This is a genomic window from Streptomyces sp. NPDC091377 (genome assembly GCF_044757045.1).
Classification (GTDB): Bacteria; Actinomycetota; Actinomycetes; order Streptomycetales; family Streptomycetaceae; genus Streptomyces.
Genome location: NZ_JBIVUE010000006.1, coordinates 417,038 through 433,738 on the forward strand (window position 1 = coordinate 417,038; position 16,701 = coordinate 433,738).

The following is a 16,701-nucleotide window of genomic DNA, read 5'->3' on the forward strand; positions in this document are numbered from 1 at the left end:
GTCGGTGGTCGTCCTCCGCGCCCGTCGGTGGTCGTCCTACTCCACGACCGACAGCCCCCGCCGCAGCCGTGCCAGCGTGCGCGACAGCAGCCGCGAGACGTGCATCTGCGAGATGCCGAGTTCCTCGCCGATCTCGGACTGGGTCATGTTGGCGACGAAGCGCAGGGAGAGGATCTTCCGGTCCCTGGCGGGGAGCCCGGCGATCAGCGGCTTCAGGGACTCGACGTACTCGATGCCTTCGAGCCCGTGGTCCTCGTAGCCGAGCCGGTCCGCGAGGGCGCCCTCCGAGTCGTTCTCCTCGGGCTGGGCGTCCAGCGAGGAGGCCGTGTACGCGTTGGACGCCGCCATGCCCTCCACCACCTCGTCGGTGGAGAGGCCGAGGTGCTCGGAGAGTTCGGCCACGGTGGGCGCCCGGTCCAGCCGCTGGGACAGTTCGTCGCCCGCCTTCGCCAGGTCGAGCCGCAGTTCCTGGAGGCGGCGCGGGACGCGCACGGACCACGAGGTGTCGCGGAAGAAGCGCTTGATCTCACCGACGATGGTCGGCATCGCGAAGGTGGGGAACTCCACACCGCGGGAGAGTTCGAAGCGGTCGATCGCCTTGATCAGCCCGATGGTGCCGACCTGGACGATGTCCTCCATCGGCTCGCTGCGGGTACGGAAGCGGCCCGCGGCGAACTTGACCAGGGCGAGGTTCAGCTCGACCAGCGTGTTGCGGACGTAGCTGTACTCGTGGGTGCCTTCCTCCAGCGACTCCAGCCGCTCGAAGAGCGTCTTGGACAGGGCCCGTGCGTCGACCGGCCCGATCTGGTCGAACGGTGGGATCTCCGGGAGGCCGTCCAGTGGGTCGATGTCGGTTTCGTGCATCGACGTCGTCGTCCGGGTGTGCGAGGCGTCGAGCCGGGGTGACATGTGTCCTCCATCGTTCTCGGCGTCAGGCCGCCGAAGCCAGTGCGTGCGTGTGCGGTGTAGCGGCGCCTCCGAAGCCGGCCGTGTCGGTTACGTGTCTCTACTAGCCCTACCCGGTTCCGCATACTCACTGCAAGTGCGTTTCGGTGTTAAATGTCCGTTTATGGGTTGGTTGTTCGGCTCTTCGAGGGGGGTACGGGTGACGTATCGAAGGGACGTCGGAGGCGCCGGGAGGGCGTAGGCTGCGGAGGGCATGAGTCAGCAGCGCGACCCTCGGGAGAGAGACGGCATGGACCACGGGACGCTCGGCAGCGCACAGTCGGGCCGGCTTCTGGTGGAGGTGCGGCGGGAGGGCTCCAGTGCCGTGGTGACACCGGTGGGTGAGTTGGATCACCATACGGCCGATCTGCTGCGCGAACCGCTGGAGCAATGCCTCGAAGACGGGCTGAACCGGCTGGTCGTGGACTGCGCCCGGTTGGACTTCCTCGACTCCACCGGCCTCAACGTACTGCTCGGCGCGCGGCTGAAGGCCGAGGCCGCCGGGGGTGGTGTCCATCTCGCGGGGATGCAGCCCGTGGTCGCCCGGGTCTTCGAGATCACCGGCGCGGACGCCGTCTTCACCGTCCATGACTCGGTCGCGGCGGCGCTGGCCGACGAGGCCCGCTGACCGGCGGGCCGCCCCCGTGTCCCGCAGCCGCCGGCTCTCGGTGGCCGGCCCTTCGGGCATGCCCCCCGAGGTGATGTCGGGCCCGTTCTCCCCACCTGTCCGTACCAATGTTGCGGACGGGGTGGTGTTCCCTACGGATCACCGGGCAGGAGACTCCCTGACGTCGGACAAAACCGGCTCCGGCGATCGCCGTACGACAAAACGCGGCCCGAACCGTGCCGTGCACACGTAATGACATACGGTGACGCCGATACGGGCGGCTGCACGGGCGGCTGCGCCGACGGCGACAATGTACGACGCTTGAACTGTGAACTGGTGAACCGGTGAGGTGAAGCGCTGATGAGCACCACCCGGCCTTGCACGCCGGGCTCTCCGGAGCCCAGCGGCGCTTCCGGTGCGTCCGAGGGGGGCGAGTCGATGGCGGGGACCGCCGAACAGGGGCCGACGGGCGTGGTGTCCACGCCCGGAGGAACGAGTACCCCCGGAGCGACCGGGGCGACGGGTGCCTCGGGAACGATGAGTACCCCCGGAGCGACACAAGTCTCCGGTACGACGAACAACTCCGGCGGAACGAGTGCCTCCGGCGGAACGAGTAACTCCGGCGGTACGGGCACCTCCGGCGGGACCGGTGTCTCCGGCGGGACGAGTACCCCCGGCGGTACGGGTACCTCCGGCACCCCCGGCGGGACCGGTGTCTCCGGTGGCACGGGCACCCCCGGCGGAACGAATGCCTCCGGGGTGACGGCCGCCCCCGCCCGGCAGGTCCGCCGCCTGAACCTGCACGGCGAGAGCGGTGTCGTACCGCTCGCCCGGGACTTCGCCCGGCAGGCCCTCTACGCCTGGGGCTGGCTGCCCGCCTCCGGCGCCGACCGGCGGGCCGTCGCCGAGGATGTGCTGCTGGTCGTCTCCGAACTGGTCACCAACGCGTGTCTGCACGCCGAGGGCCCGGACGAAATGTGGATCTCCAGCGACAACAAGGTGATCCGGGTCGAGGTCTCCGACCGCGGCGCGGGCCAGCCGGCCCCGCGCACCCCCCACCGCTCGGGCCGCCCGGGCGGTCACGGCATGTTCATCGTCCAGCGGCTCTGCCTGGACTGGGGTGTCGTACGGACGCCGGGCGCGTCCGGCAAGACGGTCTGGGCGGAACTGGGCGCCCCGGCGTAACCGCCGCCACCGCGTCCCACCGTCACGCGCCGCCACCCACCGGCCCGCACGCACGCGCCACCACCCACCCCCAACTCTCACAACTCCGGGGCGCGGAGTCTCTTCCTTCCTCACGGCATCGGCCGTACCTTGACGGCCCATCTGATAAGCCGTCAGAAAAGAGGGGACCCGTGCCGTACCGGAAGCGAAGCGCCGCGGCTCTGGCCGGCGCGGCCGTACTGCTGGCCGCTCCCGCGGCCCGTGCCGAGGTCGTGGACGTCGACTACTCGTGCGAGACACCGATCGGGAACAAGACCGCCGTGTCGCCCATCGACATCAAGGGGGTCGAGAGCGGCGACGGCTACAAGATCACCATGTCCTGGCAGAAGGGCGTCTCCTCCAGCCCCGTGGAACTGGGCAAGGGCGCCATGAGCCCGAGCGCCACCGTCCGACTCGGCGGCGCCGAGAACGGCACCCTGAAGGTCACCGGCCCCGCCAACGCGGAGGCGATCCCGGCCAACACCCCCATCAAGGTCAGCGACCTCTCCGGGACGTACACACCGGAGAAGTCCGGCGAGGTCACCTTCACGGCCGGGATCCTCACCATCAAGGCGCTGGGCACGACGACCACGTGCAAGCCGACCAACGACCCCGGGCCGTCGCTGACACTCGACGTGAAGGCGGCAGGCGCGGACGACGGAGACACCGGCTCCGATGCCGATGCCGATGCCGATTCCGGCTCCGGCTCCGGCTCTGGTACGGACACGGGCGCCGATGACGGTGCCTCGGGCGGGCGGCTCCCGGAGACCGGCCCCGAGGAGTCCGCGGTCGCCCTCGCGACCTTCGGCGGCACCGTGCTGCTCGTCGGCGCGGCGGGCACGCTGTGGCTGACCCGGCGCAACCAGCGCGACGAACCGGCCCGCGTCCGCCGCTGACCCGCACGCGCACCCGGGAGCCGCCGATGCCGCCGAAGTCACCGAGATCGCAGCCGATGGCCGGAGCCCTGACGACCACTGCCGCCGCTGCCGCCGCCGCTGTCCTGTTGTCCCCGCTCGCCGTGGTGGTGCCCGCCTCGGCGGCCGACGGCTGGACCGCGGCGCCCGGGGGCGGCGCACGCCCGTCGTTCTACGCCGAGGGCACCGCGGGGACGGCCCTGCGGGACACGGTGACGGTGACCAATCGCGGGGCGGACCCCGTCGACGTACGGCTGACCGGCACCGGTGTCCCCGTGCGCTTCGCCGACGCCGAGCTGAGGGTGCCCGCCCGGACCCGTGCCGAGGTCCCCTTCACGGTGACCGTGCCGGGCGGGGCGGCGCCCGGTGACCGGGACGGCGCGATCGTCGTACGGGACGAGGACGGGCGGACCAGGACCCTCCCCGTACGGCTGCGCACCGGCGGCCCCGCGCTGTCGGCACTGACGGTCGAGAAGGTCGCCGTACACGCAGGGAACATCGGCTACGACCTGGTCAACCGGGGTACGACCACGCTCGCGCCGCGTCTGGCGGTGCGGGTGGAGGGGGTGTTCGGCACGGTGCTCGACCGGGCTCCGCGCACCCTCCCCGTGGAGCTGCCGCCCGGCCGCCGGGTGCGTCTCACCGAGCCCTGGCCCGACCGTCCCGCCCTGGACGCGGTGGACGTACGGCTGACGGTGACCGCCGGGGGCGGCGCCCGGGACAGCGCGCGGACGTCGGCCCGCTTCGTGCCGTGGGGCGCGTTGGCGGGCGGGGCAGCGGTGGCGGCGGTCGCGGCCTCGATGGCCGTACGACGACGAAGGCGCCGTACGACGACGACGGCGGCGGCGCCTGTCGCCCCCGGGCGGCCGGGTGAGCGGGCCGTCGGTGGGTCCGAGCTGACGGGAGCGGTGGTGTGAGGGTACGGATGCTGTCGGCCGGGGTGCTGGCGCTGCTGCTGGTCGGGCTGATGACGGGCGGGGCGCGGGCCGCCGAGGACGGTCCGGCCGTGAGGGTGTCCGAGGAGCAGGCGGGCACCGGCGGCACGGTCACGGTCAGCGGCACGGGATGGCGGGCCGACACCCTGCTGATGCTGCTGATCTGCGGACGGGCCGATCCGTCGCGCGGGGTGGTCGGGGGCACCAACTCCTGTGCGAACGCGGACGGCAGGGCGGTGACGACGGACGCCGAGGGCCGGTTCAGCAGACGGCTTCCGGTGGTGGAGCCGCCGGTGCCGTGCCCGTGTGTCGTGCACGCGGCGACGGCGACCGGCCCGAAGGCGCAGGCGGACACGGAGTTCCAGGTGGCGGGCCACGCCGTGGAACCCCTGCCCGCGGAACCGGCGGGCGGACGGCTCTCGGTCCTCACGGACACCACGCTGGACGGCTCCGGCGGGCTGCTGACCTGGTTCGGCGCCCCGCCCGCCCGCACCCTCGTCTTCACCGTCGGCAATGTCGGCACGGAGGCGGTGAAGGACCCCGTCTTCGAACTCGGCGCCTCGCACGGGGTGTTCGCGCCGAAGTGGGAGGAACAGCAGTGGCAGGGCACGATCCGGGCCGGGAAGAAGGCGCGGATCGAACTGCCGGTGGAACTGGCGGCCGGGGCGCACGGCGACTACACGGTGTCGCTGAAGTACAGCGGCCGGATCCTCGCCGAGCAGCCCTGGGACGTGGGCCGGCCCTGGGGTGTGACGCTGTTCTGGGTGCTGGTCTGCGTGGTCGTCCCGGCGGCGGTGTTCCGGGTGGGGATGGCCGTGGTGGACCGGGTGGCACCGAAGCACCGCCGCCCGCTCCGCGACCGGCTCCGCGCCCCCTTCCCGCTGCGGCTCCCGCTCCCGTTCCCGGCCCGGCTCGCCGGGCGAAGGCCGGGACGGACTCCTTCGGCGCCTCCCTCCGCGCCCCCTTCCCCGGCTCCTTCTCCTTCGACCACGCTGCCGTGGTTCACCCCGGACTCCGTCCCGCACACGGCGTCCGGCACGGCCGGTGGGCTCTCCGCACCGCACGAAGACCCTTCGACGTTTCCGACGTTCGGGAAAGGACCACCGTGAGCAGGCCAAGGAGAGCCGTACCGGCGGGAGTCGCGCTGGCCATGGGCGCGGCGGCGGCGCTGATCGGTGTGGCGGCGGCCCCCGCGCAGGCGGCCGAGGTCGCGTATCTGACGGAGTGCCAGCCGCCCCCGATCTCGGGGTTGCCGCCGGTGGAGGGCACGACGAAGGTGGCGGTCGAGGCCCCGGCGGAGGCGGCGGTCGGGGACGAGGTGGCGGTCGTCTGGACGTTCGTGCAGGCCGCGTCCAAGAACCCCGACATCCTGGACCTCGAAGCGGACACGATGCTGCCGACCGGCACGCTGAAGGCGAAGGGCGCCCAGACCGCCGACATCGCGATGGAGGGCACCCGCACCAACCCGCCCATCCCCAAGGGCGGCGACATGCTGCTGTCGGCGATGAGGGGCACGCTGAAACTGACGGCGCCGGGTGAGGTGACACTGACGCCGGACGCGTACGACATCAACGTCAGCAAGCCGATCTCGACGGACACCAAGTGCGCGCCGAAGGAGCCGGTGGAGGCGGCGGCGACGATCAAGGTGACGGAGGGCGGCGGTACTCCGACGGACTCCCCGACCCCGACCCCCACCCCGACCCCGAGCCCGTCCCCGACCCCGAGCCCGACTCCGACCCCTTCCGACACGGAAGACGGCGGTCGGACGGACTTCACCGGCAAGGAGGTCCAGATCCCCTACGCGTGCAAGACGCCGATCGGGGACAAGGAAGCGACCTCGCCGGTGCGGATCAACGCGAGGAAGAACGGCGGGAGTTATGACCTCACGGTCCAGTTCGAGCAGTCGGTGATGGACAGCCCGGCCGAGATTCCCAAGGACTCGGTCAAGCCGTCCATGGAGGTGGTGCTGGGCGGCGACGACAAGGGCACCGTGCGGGTGGAGGGCGCGACGAACCCGGCCCCCATCAAGTCGGGTGACCCGATAGAGATCCCCGACCTGAAGGGCACGTACAAGCCGGGCGCGACCGGCAGGGCGACCCTGTCACCGGGCGTCCTGACGGTGGAGGCCCTGGGTACGACCACGACCTGCACCCCCACCAGGACGGAGGTCTCCCTCACCCTCGACACGGAGGAACAGGAAGGCGGTGCCTCCGGCGGCTCGTCGTCCTCGGGCGGAGCCGCGGGCTCGGCCGGCGGTTCCGGTACGTCGTCCTCGGGCGGCGGCGGCCTGGCGGAGACCGGCGCGGGCGACAACGGCACGCTGAAGGCGCTGGCCCTGGTGGGGGGCACGGCGGTGCTGCTGGGCGGGGCGGTGTTCACCTTCATGCCGAGCCGCAGAACCCCCTGAGTCCCTGACGGCCCGAGTGAGGGCCCCGCTCAAGAAGGCGTCATCGAGCGGGGCCCTCCGCTTCACCCCCGGCGCCTCACGGCCGGTGCTCCAGCCGTACGTGCCGCCGCAGCAGTACGTTCGCGTCGACCAGCGCGCTGTCGTCCTGTTCCGCCCGCGCCGCGTCCTGCCGTGCCTTCAGCTCGGCGCAGTAGCCGCAGCCGTCCAGGGCGACGGCCGGATAGATCGTCGGGAACGGGTCACGGAGGAGCTGGATCATCCGGCCCTCCTCGCCAGCAACGCGGCCTCGATCGCCTTCAGAACCGCCCGACTCGGCCGCGAGGGCACGACCGCCGCCCGGTGCCGGGTGCGCCAGGGGAGCGGGCGCCGGGTGACTGTGGGGGAGTACGACATGGGGTGCTCCTCGAATGGGGGGAGTGATTTCGTTCGCCCGTACGGAACGCGGTCGTTGCGCTACTTTGCGTTGACGGGCTGCTGAAGAGCATCCCGCGTTTGCGGCGCGAGAAAGCGCAGGTGGCAGGGGTCTTCCTTGTTGAGAACCGCAAACCCAACACCTTCACCGGAGGGGGCGGCGCGATGCCAGCCAGGCGGGTCATCACTCAACGCAGCCAGGAGCCGAGGCGGCGGTTCGCGGAGGAATTGAGGGCACTTCGCACCGAGAAAGGGGAGAGCCTGCGGCAGCTTGCGGAGCGGTTGGGTTGGGACTCCTCCCACTTCGCGAAGATGGAGAGCGGCGAGACACTCGGCGGCCCCGAGGTCGTGGAGGCGCTGGATCAGCACTACGGAACGTCAAGGCTGTTGGTGAGCCTGTGGGAACTGGCGTTGGGGGACATGACCCAGTTCAAGGAGCGATATCGCAGGTACATGCAGCTTGAGGCGGAGGCGGTCAGCCTGTGGCACTTTTCCGTGAGTGTGGTGCCCGGCCTGTTGCAGACTGCCGCGTACGCGGGTGAGGTGATGACTGTCAGCGGAACCAAGAAAGAGGAACTGGCCGGTCATGTCCGGGCGCGGCTGAGCCGACGCGAGCGGCTGATGGAGGAGGATGCGCCGCCTTTCCGCACCATTCTCGCCGAGGCTGCGTTGCGCACCCCGCTCAGGAGCCCGGAGGTGTGGCGGGAGCAGCTCACCTTCTTGCTGGAGATGGCCGCCCGCCCGAACATCACTCTGCAAGTACTCCCCCAAGGAGCCGGCCTGCACATGCTCATCAGTACGACTGCGATGTTTCTGCGGCTCGGTGACGCACGGACGGTTGCCCACACCGAGACCGCTCACGATGGTGCACTGGTGGAGGACAACGCGGCGGTTGAACGATTGCAGCGCGCGTACGATGCGGTGCGCGACTTGGCGCTGTCCCCCACCGACTCCCAGAAGTACGTCGGGCAGATCTTGGAGGAACCATGGTGCGACCCGTGGACCTGACCGCGGCCACTTGGCGTAAGAGCAGCTACAGCAACGGAGACGGCGGCGAATGCCTCGAAGTCGCCGACATCCTCTCCGCCCACCTAGTCCCGGTCCGTGACTCCAAGAACCCCAGCGGACCTGCTCTCGTCTTCGGTGCCGTCGCCTGGGGTGCGTTCACCAAAGCGCTCTAGCGGGACGAGTCGGGGTGAACCGCCCTCTGTCGCGGGCCCGTTGTAGGTACTGACAGCGCAAGCCCGCAACACCGACAGGAGCGGCACGATGAGTGACGGCAATCGGCAGAACGCGAGCGGTCAGGACGCCACGGACCAGGCCCGTGAGGAAGTGTTCGCGGCCTACCGGAGCCTCGCCGCCCAGGCGGGGCTCACCGGACAGGTGGGCGACTCGCCCAACCCCGGTCACTGGCAGAGGGTCATGACGACCTCGGCCCCGACCACCACCGCCACATCCACCGCGGGCCAGACCAACGCGACCGTCTCAGCGGCCAGTTGGATGCAGCCGTTGACCCAGGAGTCCTACGCCCGGTCGGCCCAGAACACCTCGGGGACGTCCCAGCCGAGCGCGTACCAGGGCAACAACCAGACGCGGCAGAACCAGTCGGGGCGGAGCCGCTGAAGAAATCAGCCGAGACAAGGGGCCGCCGGGCCCCTCGGCTCGGCGACCCCTCGTTTCACCCGGTCCGGATAGGTTCCCTGCGTCCGGGCGGCTGATTCCCGCTCCTCCTGAGTGATGACATGGATGCGCCCGTCGGCTGACGCCCGCACGGCAGCGGTGAGTGAGACTCGAACTCCGTTGCCTGATACGGGAGTCATATGGATGGATGGGATCGGATCGGCCGGTTCGCGGCATACGGGGCAGCACTGGCGCTGACGCCGTACGCGCTGATCAAGGTGGCGTGGGTGGTCGGCTCACTCCTGGGGCTGCTGCCGGTCGGAGCCGGGTTCGGCAAGGCGGAGTGGGTGGTGCTCAACACCGCGACGATCGGTATGGCGGTGATCGGGATCGCGGTGGCGCTCGCGTTGGTCCGGCCATGGGGGATGCGCATACCGGGAGCGCCGTTCGCGTTCTGCGCGTGGGTGGGGACGGGGTTCCTCGTCCCGGTGCTGCCGTACGCGGTGCTGAGTTCGCTGCTGGGTTCGGGGGACGGCAGTCCGGAGAAGGACGGCGACGCGGGCCCGTCGATGCCGGTGTGGGAGGCCGCGCTGGTGCAGATGGGGTTCGTGGGCATGGGACTGGGCCTGGCCCTCGCGCTGCCCATGTACGTGCGGCGGCGCTGGCCGGAGATGTTCGCGGGTCGGCTGGGGGATGGCGGCGGGGGCTCTCCGAGGGTTCCGTCGTGGACGACGGTGGTCGGCCCGGTGGTCGGCTCGGTCTGGCTGTACTGGGCGTTCGGCGGCACGGTGGGCGTCGCCCGGCTCGGCGATCGGGACCTGACGTGGCATCTGCTGTCCGGCGTGTTGGGTGTCTGGGCGTGGGTGGCGTCCGCCACGATGTGGGCGACGCTCCGAGGCCGACCGGCACGGGTACCCCGCTGGGGCCCGACCGCGCTCGGCTGGCTGGGCTCGGGCTCGCTGTTCGCCTGGAGCGGCTGGAAGCTCCCGTTCACGGTGTACTTGGCGATCGCCCGACCCGCCGACGCGACCCTCCCGGAGAACCTCGCCCTCGCGGCGGCCCTGCACCTCGCGGCGGTGGCGACGGGCATCACGATGCTGAGGTCCCTCGTCCACACGCGCCCGGTGCCGACGGCTCCTTAGGCGGTCCTTTCCTGTCACAGCCGATGGAAGCCGATCACCCAGCACGCCGATCGTCAGGAATCGAATCCCAACCCCAGCCGGTCCAACGTCCGTAGCCACGCGTTGCGGTGGCCGCCCTGTCGGTCCGCGCGGTCCAGGGAGCGGCGGGTCAGTTCCACGCCCGCGTAGCGGGCCGGTTCCGGGGGGAAGGGGAGGGGCTTCGTGCGGACCATCCGCAGGCGGGTGCGTTCGGTCTCGCGGCCCGACAGCAGGTCCAGCATCACCTGTGCCCCGAAGCGGCTCGCGGCGACGCCGAGGCCCGTGTAGCCGAGGGCGTACGAGACCCGGCCCCGCATCGCCTGGCCGTAGAACGCCGTGAAGCGGGTGCAGGTGTCGATGGCGCCGCCCCACGCGTGACTGAACCGGACGCCCTCCAGCTGCGGGAACGTCGTGAAGAAGTGGGATGCCAGCTTCGCGAACGTCTCCGGGCGCTGGTCGAGTTCGTCACGCAGGCCGTTGCCGTAGTGGTAGATCGCGTCGTAGCCGCCCCACAGGATCCGGCGGTCCTCGGTCAGCCGGAAGTAGTGGAACTGGTTGCCCAGGTCGGACATGCCCTGGCGGCCCCGCCAGCCGATCGAGCCGAGCTGGGCCTCCGTCAGGGGCTCGGTGGTCAGGACGTAGTCGTAGACCGGGACCGTGTACAGGCGCAGGCGCTTGAGGAGGGACGGGAACACGTTCGTCGCCAGCGCCACGCGGCGCGCGCCTATCCGGCCGTACGGGGTCTCCAGCACCACCGCGTCCGTGCCCACGCCCTCCCGCATCCGCCGCACGGGCGTGTTCTCGTACACCCGCACTCCCGCCCGCACACATGCCTCCAGCAGGCCCCAGACCAGTCGGGCCGGGTCGGTGAGGGCGTAGCCCCGGGGATCGTGCGCGCCCGCCAGGAAGGTGGGGGAGTGGACCTCCGCCTGGATCTCCTCCCGGGACAGGAAGGAGATCTTGCGGCCGTGCGCGGCGGCCAGGTCGCACAGCGCGCGGGCCTCCGCCACCTGGTGCGGCTCGGTCGCCGCCCACAGCTTGCCGTCCCGGCGGAAACCGCAGTCGATGCCGTACCGGGTCAGGGCCTCCTCGATCTCGTCCAGGTTCTCCAGCCCCAGCCGCTCCAGCGTGGCCAGCTCCTCCGGCCAGCGCTCGGCGCCGTTGCCCAGGCCGTGGGTGAGGCTGGAGGAGACGAAGCCGCCGTTGCGGCCGGACGCCGCCCACCCCGCCGTACGGGCCTCGACCAGGACGACGTCCTGCGACGGGTCGCGCTCCTTGGCCAGCAGCGCGGTCCACAGGCCGCTGAACCCGCCGCCCACCACGGCCAGTTCACACACCGTGTCCCCGGTGAGCGCGGGACGCGGCGCGGGCGCGTCCGGATGGTCCAGCCAGTGGCTGCGCGGCAGGGCCTCGGCGAGGGCGTCGGCGTACAGGGCGCTCACAGCGGTTCCTCCGATCGGAGAGGGGGGAGAGGGGGATGTCCGGGGGTGCCCGGTGTCCGGGGTGTCTCAGGTGGCTATGTAGAGGCTGTGCGGGAGCTTCGACAGGCTTCTCGGGCCCCGCTCCGTGCACAGCACCGTGTCGCCCATCTTGATCCCGAAGCCCTCGTCGGGGAGATGGAGATTGGGCTCGATGGTGAAGGACATACCGGGCGCCAGGGTGTGCGGGTCGCCCTCGACCAGCGTCATCGGCTCCAGCCAGCCGGGCGGGTAGGCGACCCCGAGGCTGTAGCCGATGCGGTGGCAGCGACGGCGTACGAGATCCAGCTCGGCGAGGACCGCGTTGCAGGCGTCGTCCGGGGCGGGCGCCGGAGCCCCGGGGACCGACGCCGCGATGGCCGCCTCCGTCGCCCGCTCCACGCACTCCGCGACCTCCCGCACCCGGGGCGTCGGCTCGCCGACCACGATCGTCCGCATCAGCACCGCGTGATAGCGGTGGACCACCCCGGCGAACTCCACACACACCACGTCCCCGCGCGAGAGCGTGCGGCGCGACCCCATCGCGTGCACCATCGCACTGCGCTCCCCGGACACCACCATCGGCGGGATCGCCGCGAACTCGCTGCCCGCCTCCCCGAGCGCCCGGCTCGCGATCCCCGCCAGCTCGGTCTCCGAGACACCGGGGCGTACGGCTGCGAAGACCTGCTCCATCGCGTGGTCGGCCATCTCGGCGGCCTGCGCCTGGTACGCGATCTCCGCCGGCGACTTGACCAGCCGCTCCTCCGGCACGAGGTCGGTGGCGTCCACCCAGCGCACCTCGGGCAGCAGGGCGCGCAGCCGGTCCCAGTTGCCGGGCAGCAGCGTGAACGCGCCCAGCTCGACACCGACCGTCGCCCGGTCCAGGCCCCGCTTGCGGACGGTGTCGGCGATCACCTCGACCGCGTCCTCGGTGGCGATGTCGTAGACCCGGGGCGCGCGCAGCCAGGACAGCATGTGGACGCCGGGTTCCTCGGTGGTGCGGGTGACGTACTCCGGTTCGCCGTCACCGGCGTCGATCACGAGGGCCTGCGGCCACAGATAGCCCACCGAGCTGACGCCGGTCAGCCAGTGGACGACGTCCGGCATGCTGACCACGAGCCCGTCCAGGCCCCGCTCGCCCATCCGGGCACGGACCCGGCGCAACCGGTCGTCGTAGGTGGGCAGGGTGAAGGGGAGTTCCATGACGGGCCTTTCGTGAAGCGGCAAAGAGGCGGAGAGGGCGAGGAGAAGAGAAGAAAGCGGGGGTCACAACGGCCAGTGCGGGGACAGGGACCGGCGGATCCGGTCGATCGCCGCGTCACCCCGGGTGCGGTCGTCGGGGACGTAGGCGATCGGGTCGGCCAGCGAGGGCGCGCGGCCCAGCAGGCCCTCGACGGTGGCGTGCAGGCAGTACGCGGCGTAGCTGCGGGCGTACCCGCCCTCCTGGGTGAGGACCAGCCGGCCGCCGGTCAGCTCCTCGCTCAGCTCCCGCAGCAAGGTGCCGATGCGATGGAAACCGGCCATCGTCACGTTGTGCTGCCCGTTGGCGTCGAAGGTGGCCGCGTCCTGACCGGAGGCGGCGACGATCAGACCGGGGCGGAAAGCTCGCAGCACCGGCGCGACGACCCGCTCGAAGGCGTCCTCGTACGCCCGGTCACCAGCCCCGACCGGAAGCTCGACATTCACGTTGTGGCCGAGCCCGGGGCCGCGGCCCAGTTCGTCGGGGGCGCCGGTCTGCGGGTGAGAGGCCCCCCAGGCGCCGTGCGCCATGTGCAGGGAGACGGTCAGGACATCGGCACGGTCGTAGAAGCACTCCTGGGTGCCGTTGCCGTGATGGACGTCCCAGTCCACCACCGCCACCCGCTCCACGCCCCGCTCCCGCGCCCGCTGCGCGGCCAGCGCCGCGTGCCCGAACACGCAGTACCCGTCGGCCTGTCGCGGCTGCGCGTGATGGCCGGGCGGGCGGACCAGCGCGTACGCCCGGTCGCACTCCCCGTCGAGCACGGCGTCCACCGCCGCCAGACAGGTGCCCGCCGCGGCCAGCAGCGGCTCCCAGGAACCGGGGGCGACCGTGGTCGTGGAGGTCAGCCAGTGGCGGCCCGTCCCGCCCCGCTCGCACAGCTCCCGCACCTCACGCACGTACGACCGGCTGTGTACGGTCGTCAGCTCGGCCTCCGTCGCCAGCCGGCCCGGGCGCCACACGATCGCGTCGGAGACCGGGCCGCGCTCCAGGACCGCCTTCATGTTGCGGATCCGCGGCGCGCTCTCGGGGTGGAGTTCGGGCTCGGCGAGCAGTGCGGAGGGGGCCGCCTCCCAGAAGCCCGAACCGGTGTCGTGGTCCAGGACCCTGGCGTCCCAGAACACATGGATGTCGTCGCGCGGGTGCGCCCCTGTCCCGGTCATCGCCGCGGTCCTCACTCCTGGCTCGGGGTCATCGAGTAGGTGAAGAAGGCGGGCTCGTCGCCCGTGTTCTCCAGGTGGTACGTCCAGCCCGGCGCCAGGTAGACACAGTCCTCGGGGCCGAGGTCGAAATGCCCCTCGTCCCAGGTCAGCCGCAGCCGCCCGCGGATGATGAAGTACGTCTCCTCCACCGGGCCGTACCAGTGGTCGCCTTCGGCGGTGTCGTCGCTGCCGCGCGAGGACCACACGTTGGTCTTCTCGCCGGGGTCCATCCACGCGGCCCCGAGCATCAGGTCGGAGCCGTTACGGCGCTTGGTGATGGCCCGCGCGATCCGCACCCTGGTCACCGCCTCCGCGGCCGGGGTGACCGGCACCTCGGAGAGGGCGACGACACTGGGCGGGACACGGGTGGTGCCGGGCGGCGTGGGCATGGGGGCTCCTCGGAGGGACTCGGTGGGGTGACGGGGGGTGACGGGGGGTGTGTCGGGGTGTGTCGGGGGTGTCGGGGGGTGCTTCAGGCACGGGCTCAGGCAGGGGCTCAGGCACGGGCTCAGGCAGGGGCTTCAGGCGCCGACCGGGGCGACCGGCACCACCGCCGACCGCTCCACCGGCCAGATCACACGCGCCGAAGCGCCGACGCTCAGCGGCGCCTCCTGTCCCGCCGGTTCGCGCAGGTGGAGGCGGTCCCCGGAGGGCAGTTCCACGGTCACCTTGCGATGGGCGCCGAAGTACACGATCTCGGTGACCGTGCCGCCGTCGAGGTGGTTGTGGGCCGGGGGGACCGGATCACCGGGGGCGAGGATCCGCATCCGCTCGGGCCGCACCACGAGCGCGACCTCGCCCTCCGGCACCGGCCCCCGCCCGGAACCCTCCGGCCCCCGCCCGGGAAGAGCCAGCTCATAGCCCTCCCCCGTGAGCGTCCCGGGCTTCGCGCACCGCCCGGTGAACACATTCGACTCGCCGATGAACCGGGCCACGAACAACGTCGCCGGACGCTCGTACAACTCCTCGGGCGTGCCCACCTGTTCGATGCGGCCCTCGTTGAACACCGCGATCCGGTCGGAGAGGGCCAGCGCCTCCTCCTGGTCGTGGGTGACGAACACGAAGGTGATGCCCAGCTCGCGGTGCATCCGGGAGATCTCGCCCTGGAGCTGCTCCCGGAGCTTCTTGTCCAGGGCGCCCAGCGGTTCGTCCATCAGCAGCACCCGCGGGTTGAAGACCACGGCGCGGGCGAGCGCCACCCGCTGCTGCTGGCCGCCGGAGAGCCGGCTCGGCAACCGGTCCGCCAACTGCTCCAGCTCGACCATCCGCAGCGCCTCGGTCACCCGCCGGGCGATCTCCGCCTTCGGCACCTTGCGCTGCTCCAGCGGGAAGGCGACGTTCTTGGCGACCGTCATGTGCGGGAAGAGGGCGTAGTGCTGGAAGACCATCCCCAGGTCCCGCTTGTGCGGCGGGAGCGCGGCCACATCCGTGCCGTCCACCGTGATGGCCCCCTCGGTGGGGCTGCTGAAACCGGCGATCATGTTGAGGGTGGTGGTCTTGCCGGAGCCCGACGGGCCGAGGAAGGTCATGAACTCCCCGACCTCGATGTCCAGCCGCACCCGGTCCACGGCCGCGCGTCCGCCGTAGCGCTTGGTCAGGTCCCGCAGCCGTACCGCCGCACCGGACGCCGGGGCGGCACCGCGGGCCGTGGCACCGGCGGGGGCTGCGGCGGCGGTGGTGGCCGTAGCGGCGGGGGCGGGGGCCTGCGCGGAGGGCGCCCGGGTGGTCGGGTCGGTCGCGGTACCGGTGGTGTCGGTCGCGACACCGGTGGGGTCGTCGGTGGTGTCGGCCATGTCAGCGTTTCCCCTCGCGCCGGGTGCCCCGCAGCAGTTGCGGCAGCAGGATGAGCGCGGTCGTGGCGACGAGCACGATGCTCGACGCGGCGGCGATCGTCGGATCCGTCTCCACGGTGACGCTGCTGAACATCGTCACCGGGAGGGTGTGCAGGGTCGGGCTCTGGAGGTAGAAGGCGATGACCACCTCGTCCAGCGAGGTGACGAAGGCGAAGACCGCGCCGGACAGCACCCCGGGCGCGATCAGGGGCGCGGTGACCCGCCGGAAGGTGGTCAGCGGACTCGCCCCGAGCATCGCCGCCGCCCGGTCCAGGCCGCGGTCGTAGCCGCGCAGGCTGGTGGAGACGGCGACCACCACGAAGGGCACGGCGAGCGCGGTGTGCGCGACGACGAACCCGAGGGCGGTACCGGCCAGACCCCAGTCGAGGAAGGCCGCGTACACCGCGATGCCCGCCACGATCTGCGGCACCACCATCGGCGCCATCAGCAGCCCGTTGAGCAGGCCCTTGCCGGGGATCCGGCCCCGGTCCAGGCCCAGCGCCGCCAGGGTGCCGAGCACGGTGGCGAGGACCGCCACCGCGAGGGCGATCTGGAGCGAGGTCAGCAGCGAGTCGCGCCAGACGGGGTCGGTGAAGAAGTTCCGGTACCAGTCGAGGGACCAGTCCTCGGGCGGGAAGGCGAAGCTGCGCCGGCCCGTGAAGGACAGCGGGATGACCACCAGCGTCGGCGCCACCAGCAGCGCGCCCACCAGCGCGGCCCACAGCCGCAGTCCGAAGCCGCCGCGGAACAGGGTGTTCTCGTCCATCG

The 16,701-nt window shown here is 71.8% G+C and carries 18 protein-coding genes; 10 read left to right on the forward strand and 8 right to left on the reverse strand.

From position 1 onward, the window contains the following. Positions 1–36 precede the first annotated feature (36 nt). Positions 37–909 carry an RNA polymerase sigma factor SigF gene (locus ACIQNG_RS16615; protein ID WP_401485593.1) on the reverse strand — a complete coding sequence of 291 codons (873 nt, stop codon included), beginning with the start codon at positions 907–909 and terminating at the stop codon, positions 37–39. A 286-nt stretch (positions 910–1,195) separates the two neighbouring features. Here ACIQNG_RS16615 and ACIQNG_RS16620 point away from each other — a divergent pair, with 286 nt between their 5' ends. From ACIQNG_RS16620 to ACIQNG_RS16645, 6 genes are all read left to right on the forward strand, one after another. Continuing rightward, positions 1,196–1,573 carry an STAS domain-containing protein gene (locus ACIQNG_RS16620; protein WP_401439810.1) on the forward strand — a complete coding sequence of 126 codons (378 nt, stop codon included), beginning with the start codon at positions 1,196–1,198 and terminating at the stop codon, positions 1,571–1,573. Between the two features lie 516 nt (positions 1,574–2,089). After that, positions 2,090–2,737, forward strand: a complete 648-nt coding sequence (locus ACIQNG_RS16625) for an ATP-binding protein (protein WP_401485595.1) — start codon at positions 2,090–2,092, stop codon at positions 2,735–2,737. A gap of 170 nt (positions 2,738–2,907) precedes the next feature. After that, a complete protein-coding gene (locus ACIQNG_RS16630) occupies positions 2,908–3,651 on the forward strand; it encodes an LPXTG cell wall anchor domain-containing protein (protein WP_401485596.1) in 744 nt (247 codons plus the stop codon). Positions 3,652–3,677: 26 nt separating this feature from the next. Then, a complete protein-coding gene (locus tag ACIQNG_RS16635) occupies positions 3,678–4,586 on the forward strand; it encodes a hypothetical protein (protein WP_401485598.1) in 909 nt (302 codons plus the stop codon). A gap of 8 nt (positions 4,587–4,594) precedes the next feature. Then, positions 4,595–5,713: a neocarzinostatin apoprotein domain-containing protein gene (locus tag ACIQNG_RS16640; protein ID WP_401485720.1), complete on the forward strand. Its 1,119-nt coding sequence runs from the start codon at positions 4,595–4,597 to the stop codon at positions 5,711–5,713. A gap of 41 nt (positions 5,714–5,754) precedes the next feature. Beyond that, positions 5,755–7,011, forward strand: coding sequence for a hypothetical protein (locus tag ACIQNG_RS16645; RefSeq protein ID WP_401485722.1), 1,257 nt, complete (start codon positions 5,755–5,757; stop codon positions 7,009–7,011). A 76-nt stretch (positions 7,012–7,087) separates the two neighbouring features. Here ACIQNG_RS16645 and ACIQNG_RS16650 read toward each other — a convergent pair whose 3' ends face one another. After that, positions 7,088–7,270: a hypothetical protein gene (locus tag ACIQNG_RS16650; protein WP_401439816.1), complete on the reverse strand. Its 183-nt coding sequence runs from the start codon at positions 7,268–7,270 to the stop codon at positions 7,088–7,090. Positions 7,271–7,587: 317 nt separating this feature from the next. On the opposite strand from ACIQNG_RS16650, the gene ACIQNG_RS16655 reads away from it, so the two are divergent. The 4 genes from ACIQNG_RS16655 (at position 7,588) to ACIQNG_RS16670 (ending at position 10,184) form a co-directional block, all read left to right on the forward strand. Then, positions 7,588–8,430: a helix-turn-helix domain-containing protein gene (locus tag ACIQNG_RS16655; protein ID WP_401485724.1), complete on the forward strand. Its 843-nt coding sequence runs from the start codon at positions 7,588–7,590 to the stop codon at positions 8,428–8,430. After that, positions 8,409–8,603, forward strand: a complete 195-nt coding sequence (locus ACIQNG_RS16660; protein ID WP_401485600.1) for a DUF397 domain-containing protein — start codon at positions 8,409–8,411, stop codon at positions 8,601–8,603. Before ACIQNG_RS16655 ends, ACIQNG_RS16660 begins: the two co-directional genes overlap by 22 nt. A gap of 88 nt (positions 8,604–8,691) precedes the next feature. Next, complete coding sequence (locus ACIQNG_RS16665) at positions 8,692–9,045, forward strand: hypothetical protein (RefSeq protein WP_401485602.1); 354 nt, start codon at positions 8,692–8,694, stop codon at positions 9,043–9,045. A 197-nt stretch (positions 9,046–9,242) separates the two neighbouring features. Further along, the gene (locus ACIQNG_RS16670; RefSeq protein ID WP_401485604.1) at positions 9,243–10,184 is read left to right on the forward strand and encodes a hypothetical protein; all 942 of its coding nucleotides are present in this window, start codon (positions 9,243–9,245) and stop codon (positions 10,182–10,184) included. 53 nt (positions 10,185–10,237) lie between these two features. Here ACIQNG_RS16670 and ACIQNG_RS16675 read toward each other — a convergent pair whose 3' ends face one another. The 6 genes from ACIQNG_RS16675 to ACIQNG_RS16700 form a co-directional block, all read right to left on the reverse strand. Beyond that, positions 10,238–11,659 (reverse strand): NAD(P)/FAD-dependent oxidoreductase, encoded by a 1,422-nt coding sequence (locus ACIQNG_RS16675; protein ID WP_401439938.1) that lies wholly within the window; start codon positions 11,657–11,659, stop codon positions 10,238–10,240. Positions 11,660–11,710: 51 nt separating this feature from the next. After that, complete coding sequence (locus tag ACIQNG_RS16680; protein WP_401485606.1) at positions 11,711–12,862, reverse strand: M24 family metallopeptidase; 1,152 nt, start codon at positions 12,860–12,862, stop codon at positions 11,711–11,713. A 63-nt stretch (positions 12,863–12,925) separates the two neighbouring features. Continuing rightward, complete coding sequence (locus tag ACIQNG_RS16685; protein WP_401485608.1) at positions 12,926–14,062, reverse strand: class II histone deacetylase; 1,137 nt, start codon at positions 14,060–14,062, stop codon at positions 12,926–12,928. Between the two features lie 11 nt (positions 14,063–14,073). Further along, a complete protein-coding gene (locus tag ACIQNG_RS16690) occupies positions 14,074–14,490 on the reverse strand; it encodes a cupin domain-containing protein (protein WP_401439836.1) in 417 nt (138 codons plus the stop codon). Positions 14,491–14,622: 132 nt separating this feature from the next. After that, entirely contained in the window at positions 14,623–15,894 is a 1,272-nt protein-coding gene (locus ACIQNG_RS16695) for an ABC transporter ATP-binding protein (protein ID WP_401485610.1), read from the reverse strand. Position 15,895: 1 nt separating this feature from the next. Then, complete coding sequence (locus ACIQNG_RS16700; protein ID WP_401485612.1) at positions 15,896–16,699, reverse strand: ABC transporter permease; 804 nt, start codon at positions 16,697–16,699, stop codon at positions 15,896–15,898. Positions 16,700–16,701 lie beyond the last annotated feature (2 nt).

Bases quoted from the DNA above. Each gene is read 5' to 3' on its own strand.
- ACIQNG_RS16700 (WP_401485612.1), bottom strand. From the start codon at position 16,699: ATGGACGAGAACACCCTGTTCCGCGGCGGCTTCGGACTGCGGCTGTGG.
- ACIQNG_RS16660 (WP_401485600.1), top strand. From the start codon at position 8,409: ATGGTGCGACCCGTGGACCTGACCGCGGCCACTTGGCGTAAGAGCAGC.
- ACIQNG_RS16640 (WP_401485720.1), top strand. From the start codon at position 4,595: ATGCTGTCGGCCGGGGTGCTGGCGCTGCTGCTGGTCGGGCTGATGACG.
- ACIQNG_RS16655 (WP_401485724.1), top strand. From the start codon at position 7,588: ATGCCAGCCAGGCGGGTCATCACTCAACGCAGCCAGGAGCCGAGGCGG.
- ACIQNG_RS16625 (WP_401485595.1), top strand. From the start codon at position 2,090: ATGAGTACCCCCGGAGCGACACAAGTCTCCGGTACGACGAACAACTCC.
- ACIQNG_RS16685 (WP_401485608.1), bottom strand. From the start codon at position 14,062: ATGACCGGGACAGGGGCGCACCCGCGCGACGACATCCATGTGTTCTGG.
- ACIQNG_RS16670 (WP_401485604.1), top strand. From the start codon at position 9,243: ATGGATGGATGGGATCGGATCGGCCGGTTCGCGGCATACGGGGCAGCA.
- ACIQNG_RS16690 (WP_401439836.1), bottom strand. From the start codon at position 14,490: ATGCCCACGCCGCCCGGCACCACCCGTGTCCCGCCCAGTGTCGTCGCC.
- ACIQNG_RS16645 (WP_401485722.1), top strand. From the start codon at position 5,755: ATGGGCGCGGCGGCGGCGCTGATCGGTGTGGCGGCGGCCCCCGCGCAG.
- ACIQNG_RS16635 (WP_401485598.1), top strand. From the start codon at position 3,678: ATGCCGCCGAAGTCACCGAGATCGCAGCCGATGGCCGGAGCCCTGACG.
- ACIQNG_RS16650 (WP_401439816.1), bottom strand. From the start codon at position 7,270: ATGATCCAGCTCCTCCGTGACCCGTTCCCGACGATCTATCCGGCCGTC.
- ACIQNG_RS16615 (WP_401485593.1), bottom strand. From the start codon at position 909: ATGTCACCCCGGCTCGACGCCTCGCACACCCGGACGACGACGTCGATG.
- ACIQNG_RS16695 (WP_401485610.1), bottom strand. From the start codon at position 15,894: ATGGCCGACACCACCGACGACCCCACCGGTGTCGCGACCGACACCACC.
- ACIQNG_RS16665 (WP_401485602.1), top strand. From the start codon at position 8,692: ATGAGTGACGGCAATCGGCAGAACGCGAGCGGTCAGGACGCCACGGAC.
- ACIQNG_RS16620 (WP_401439810.1), top strand. From the start codon at position 1,196: ATGGACCACGGGACGCTCGGCAGCGCACAGTCGGGCCGGCTTCTGGTG.
- ACIQNG_RS16680 (WP_401485606.1), bottom strand. From the start codon at position 12,862: ATGGAACTCCCCTTCACCCTGCCCACCTACGACGACCGGTTGCGCCGG.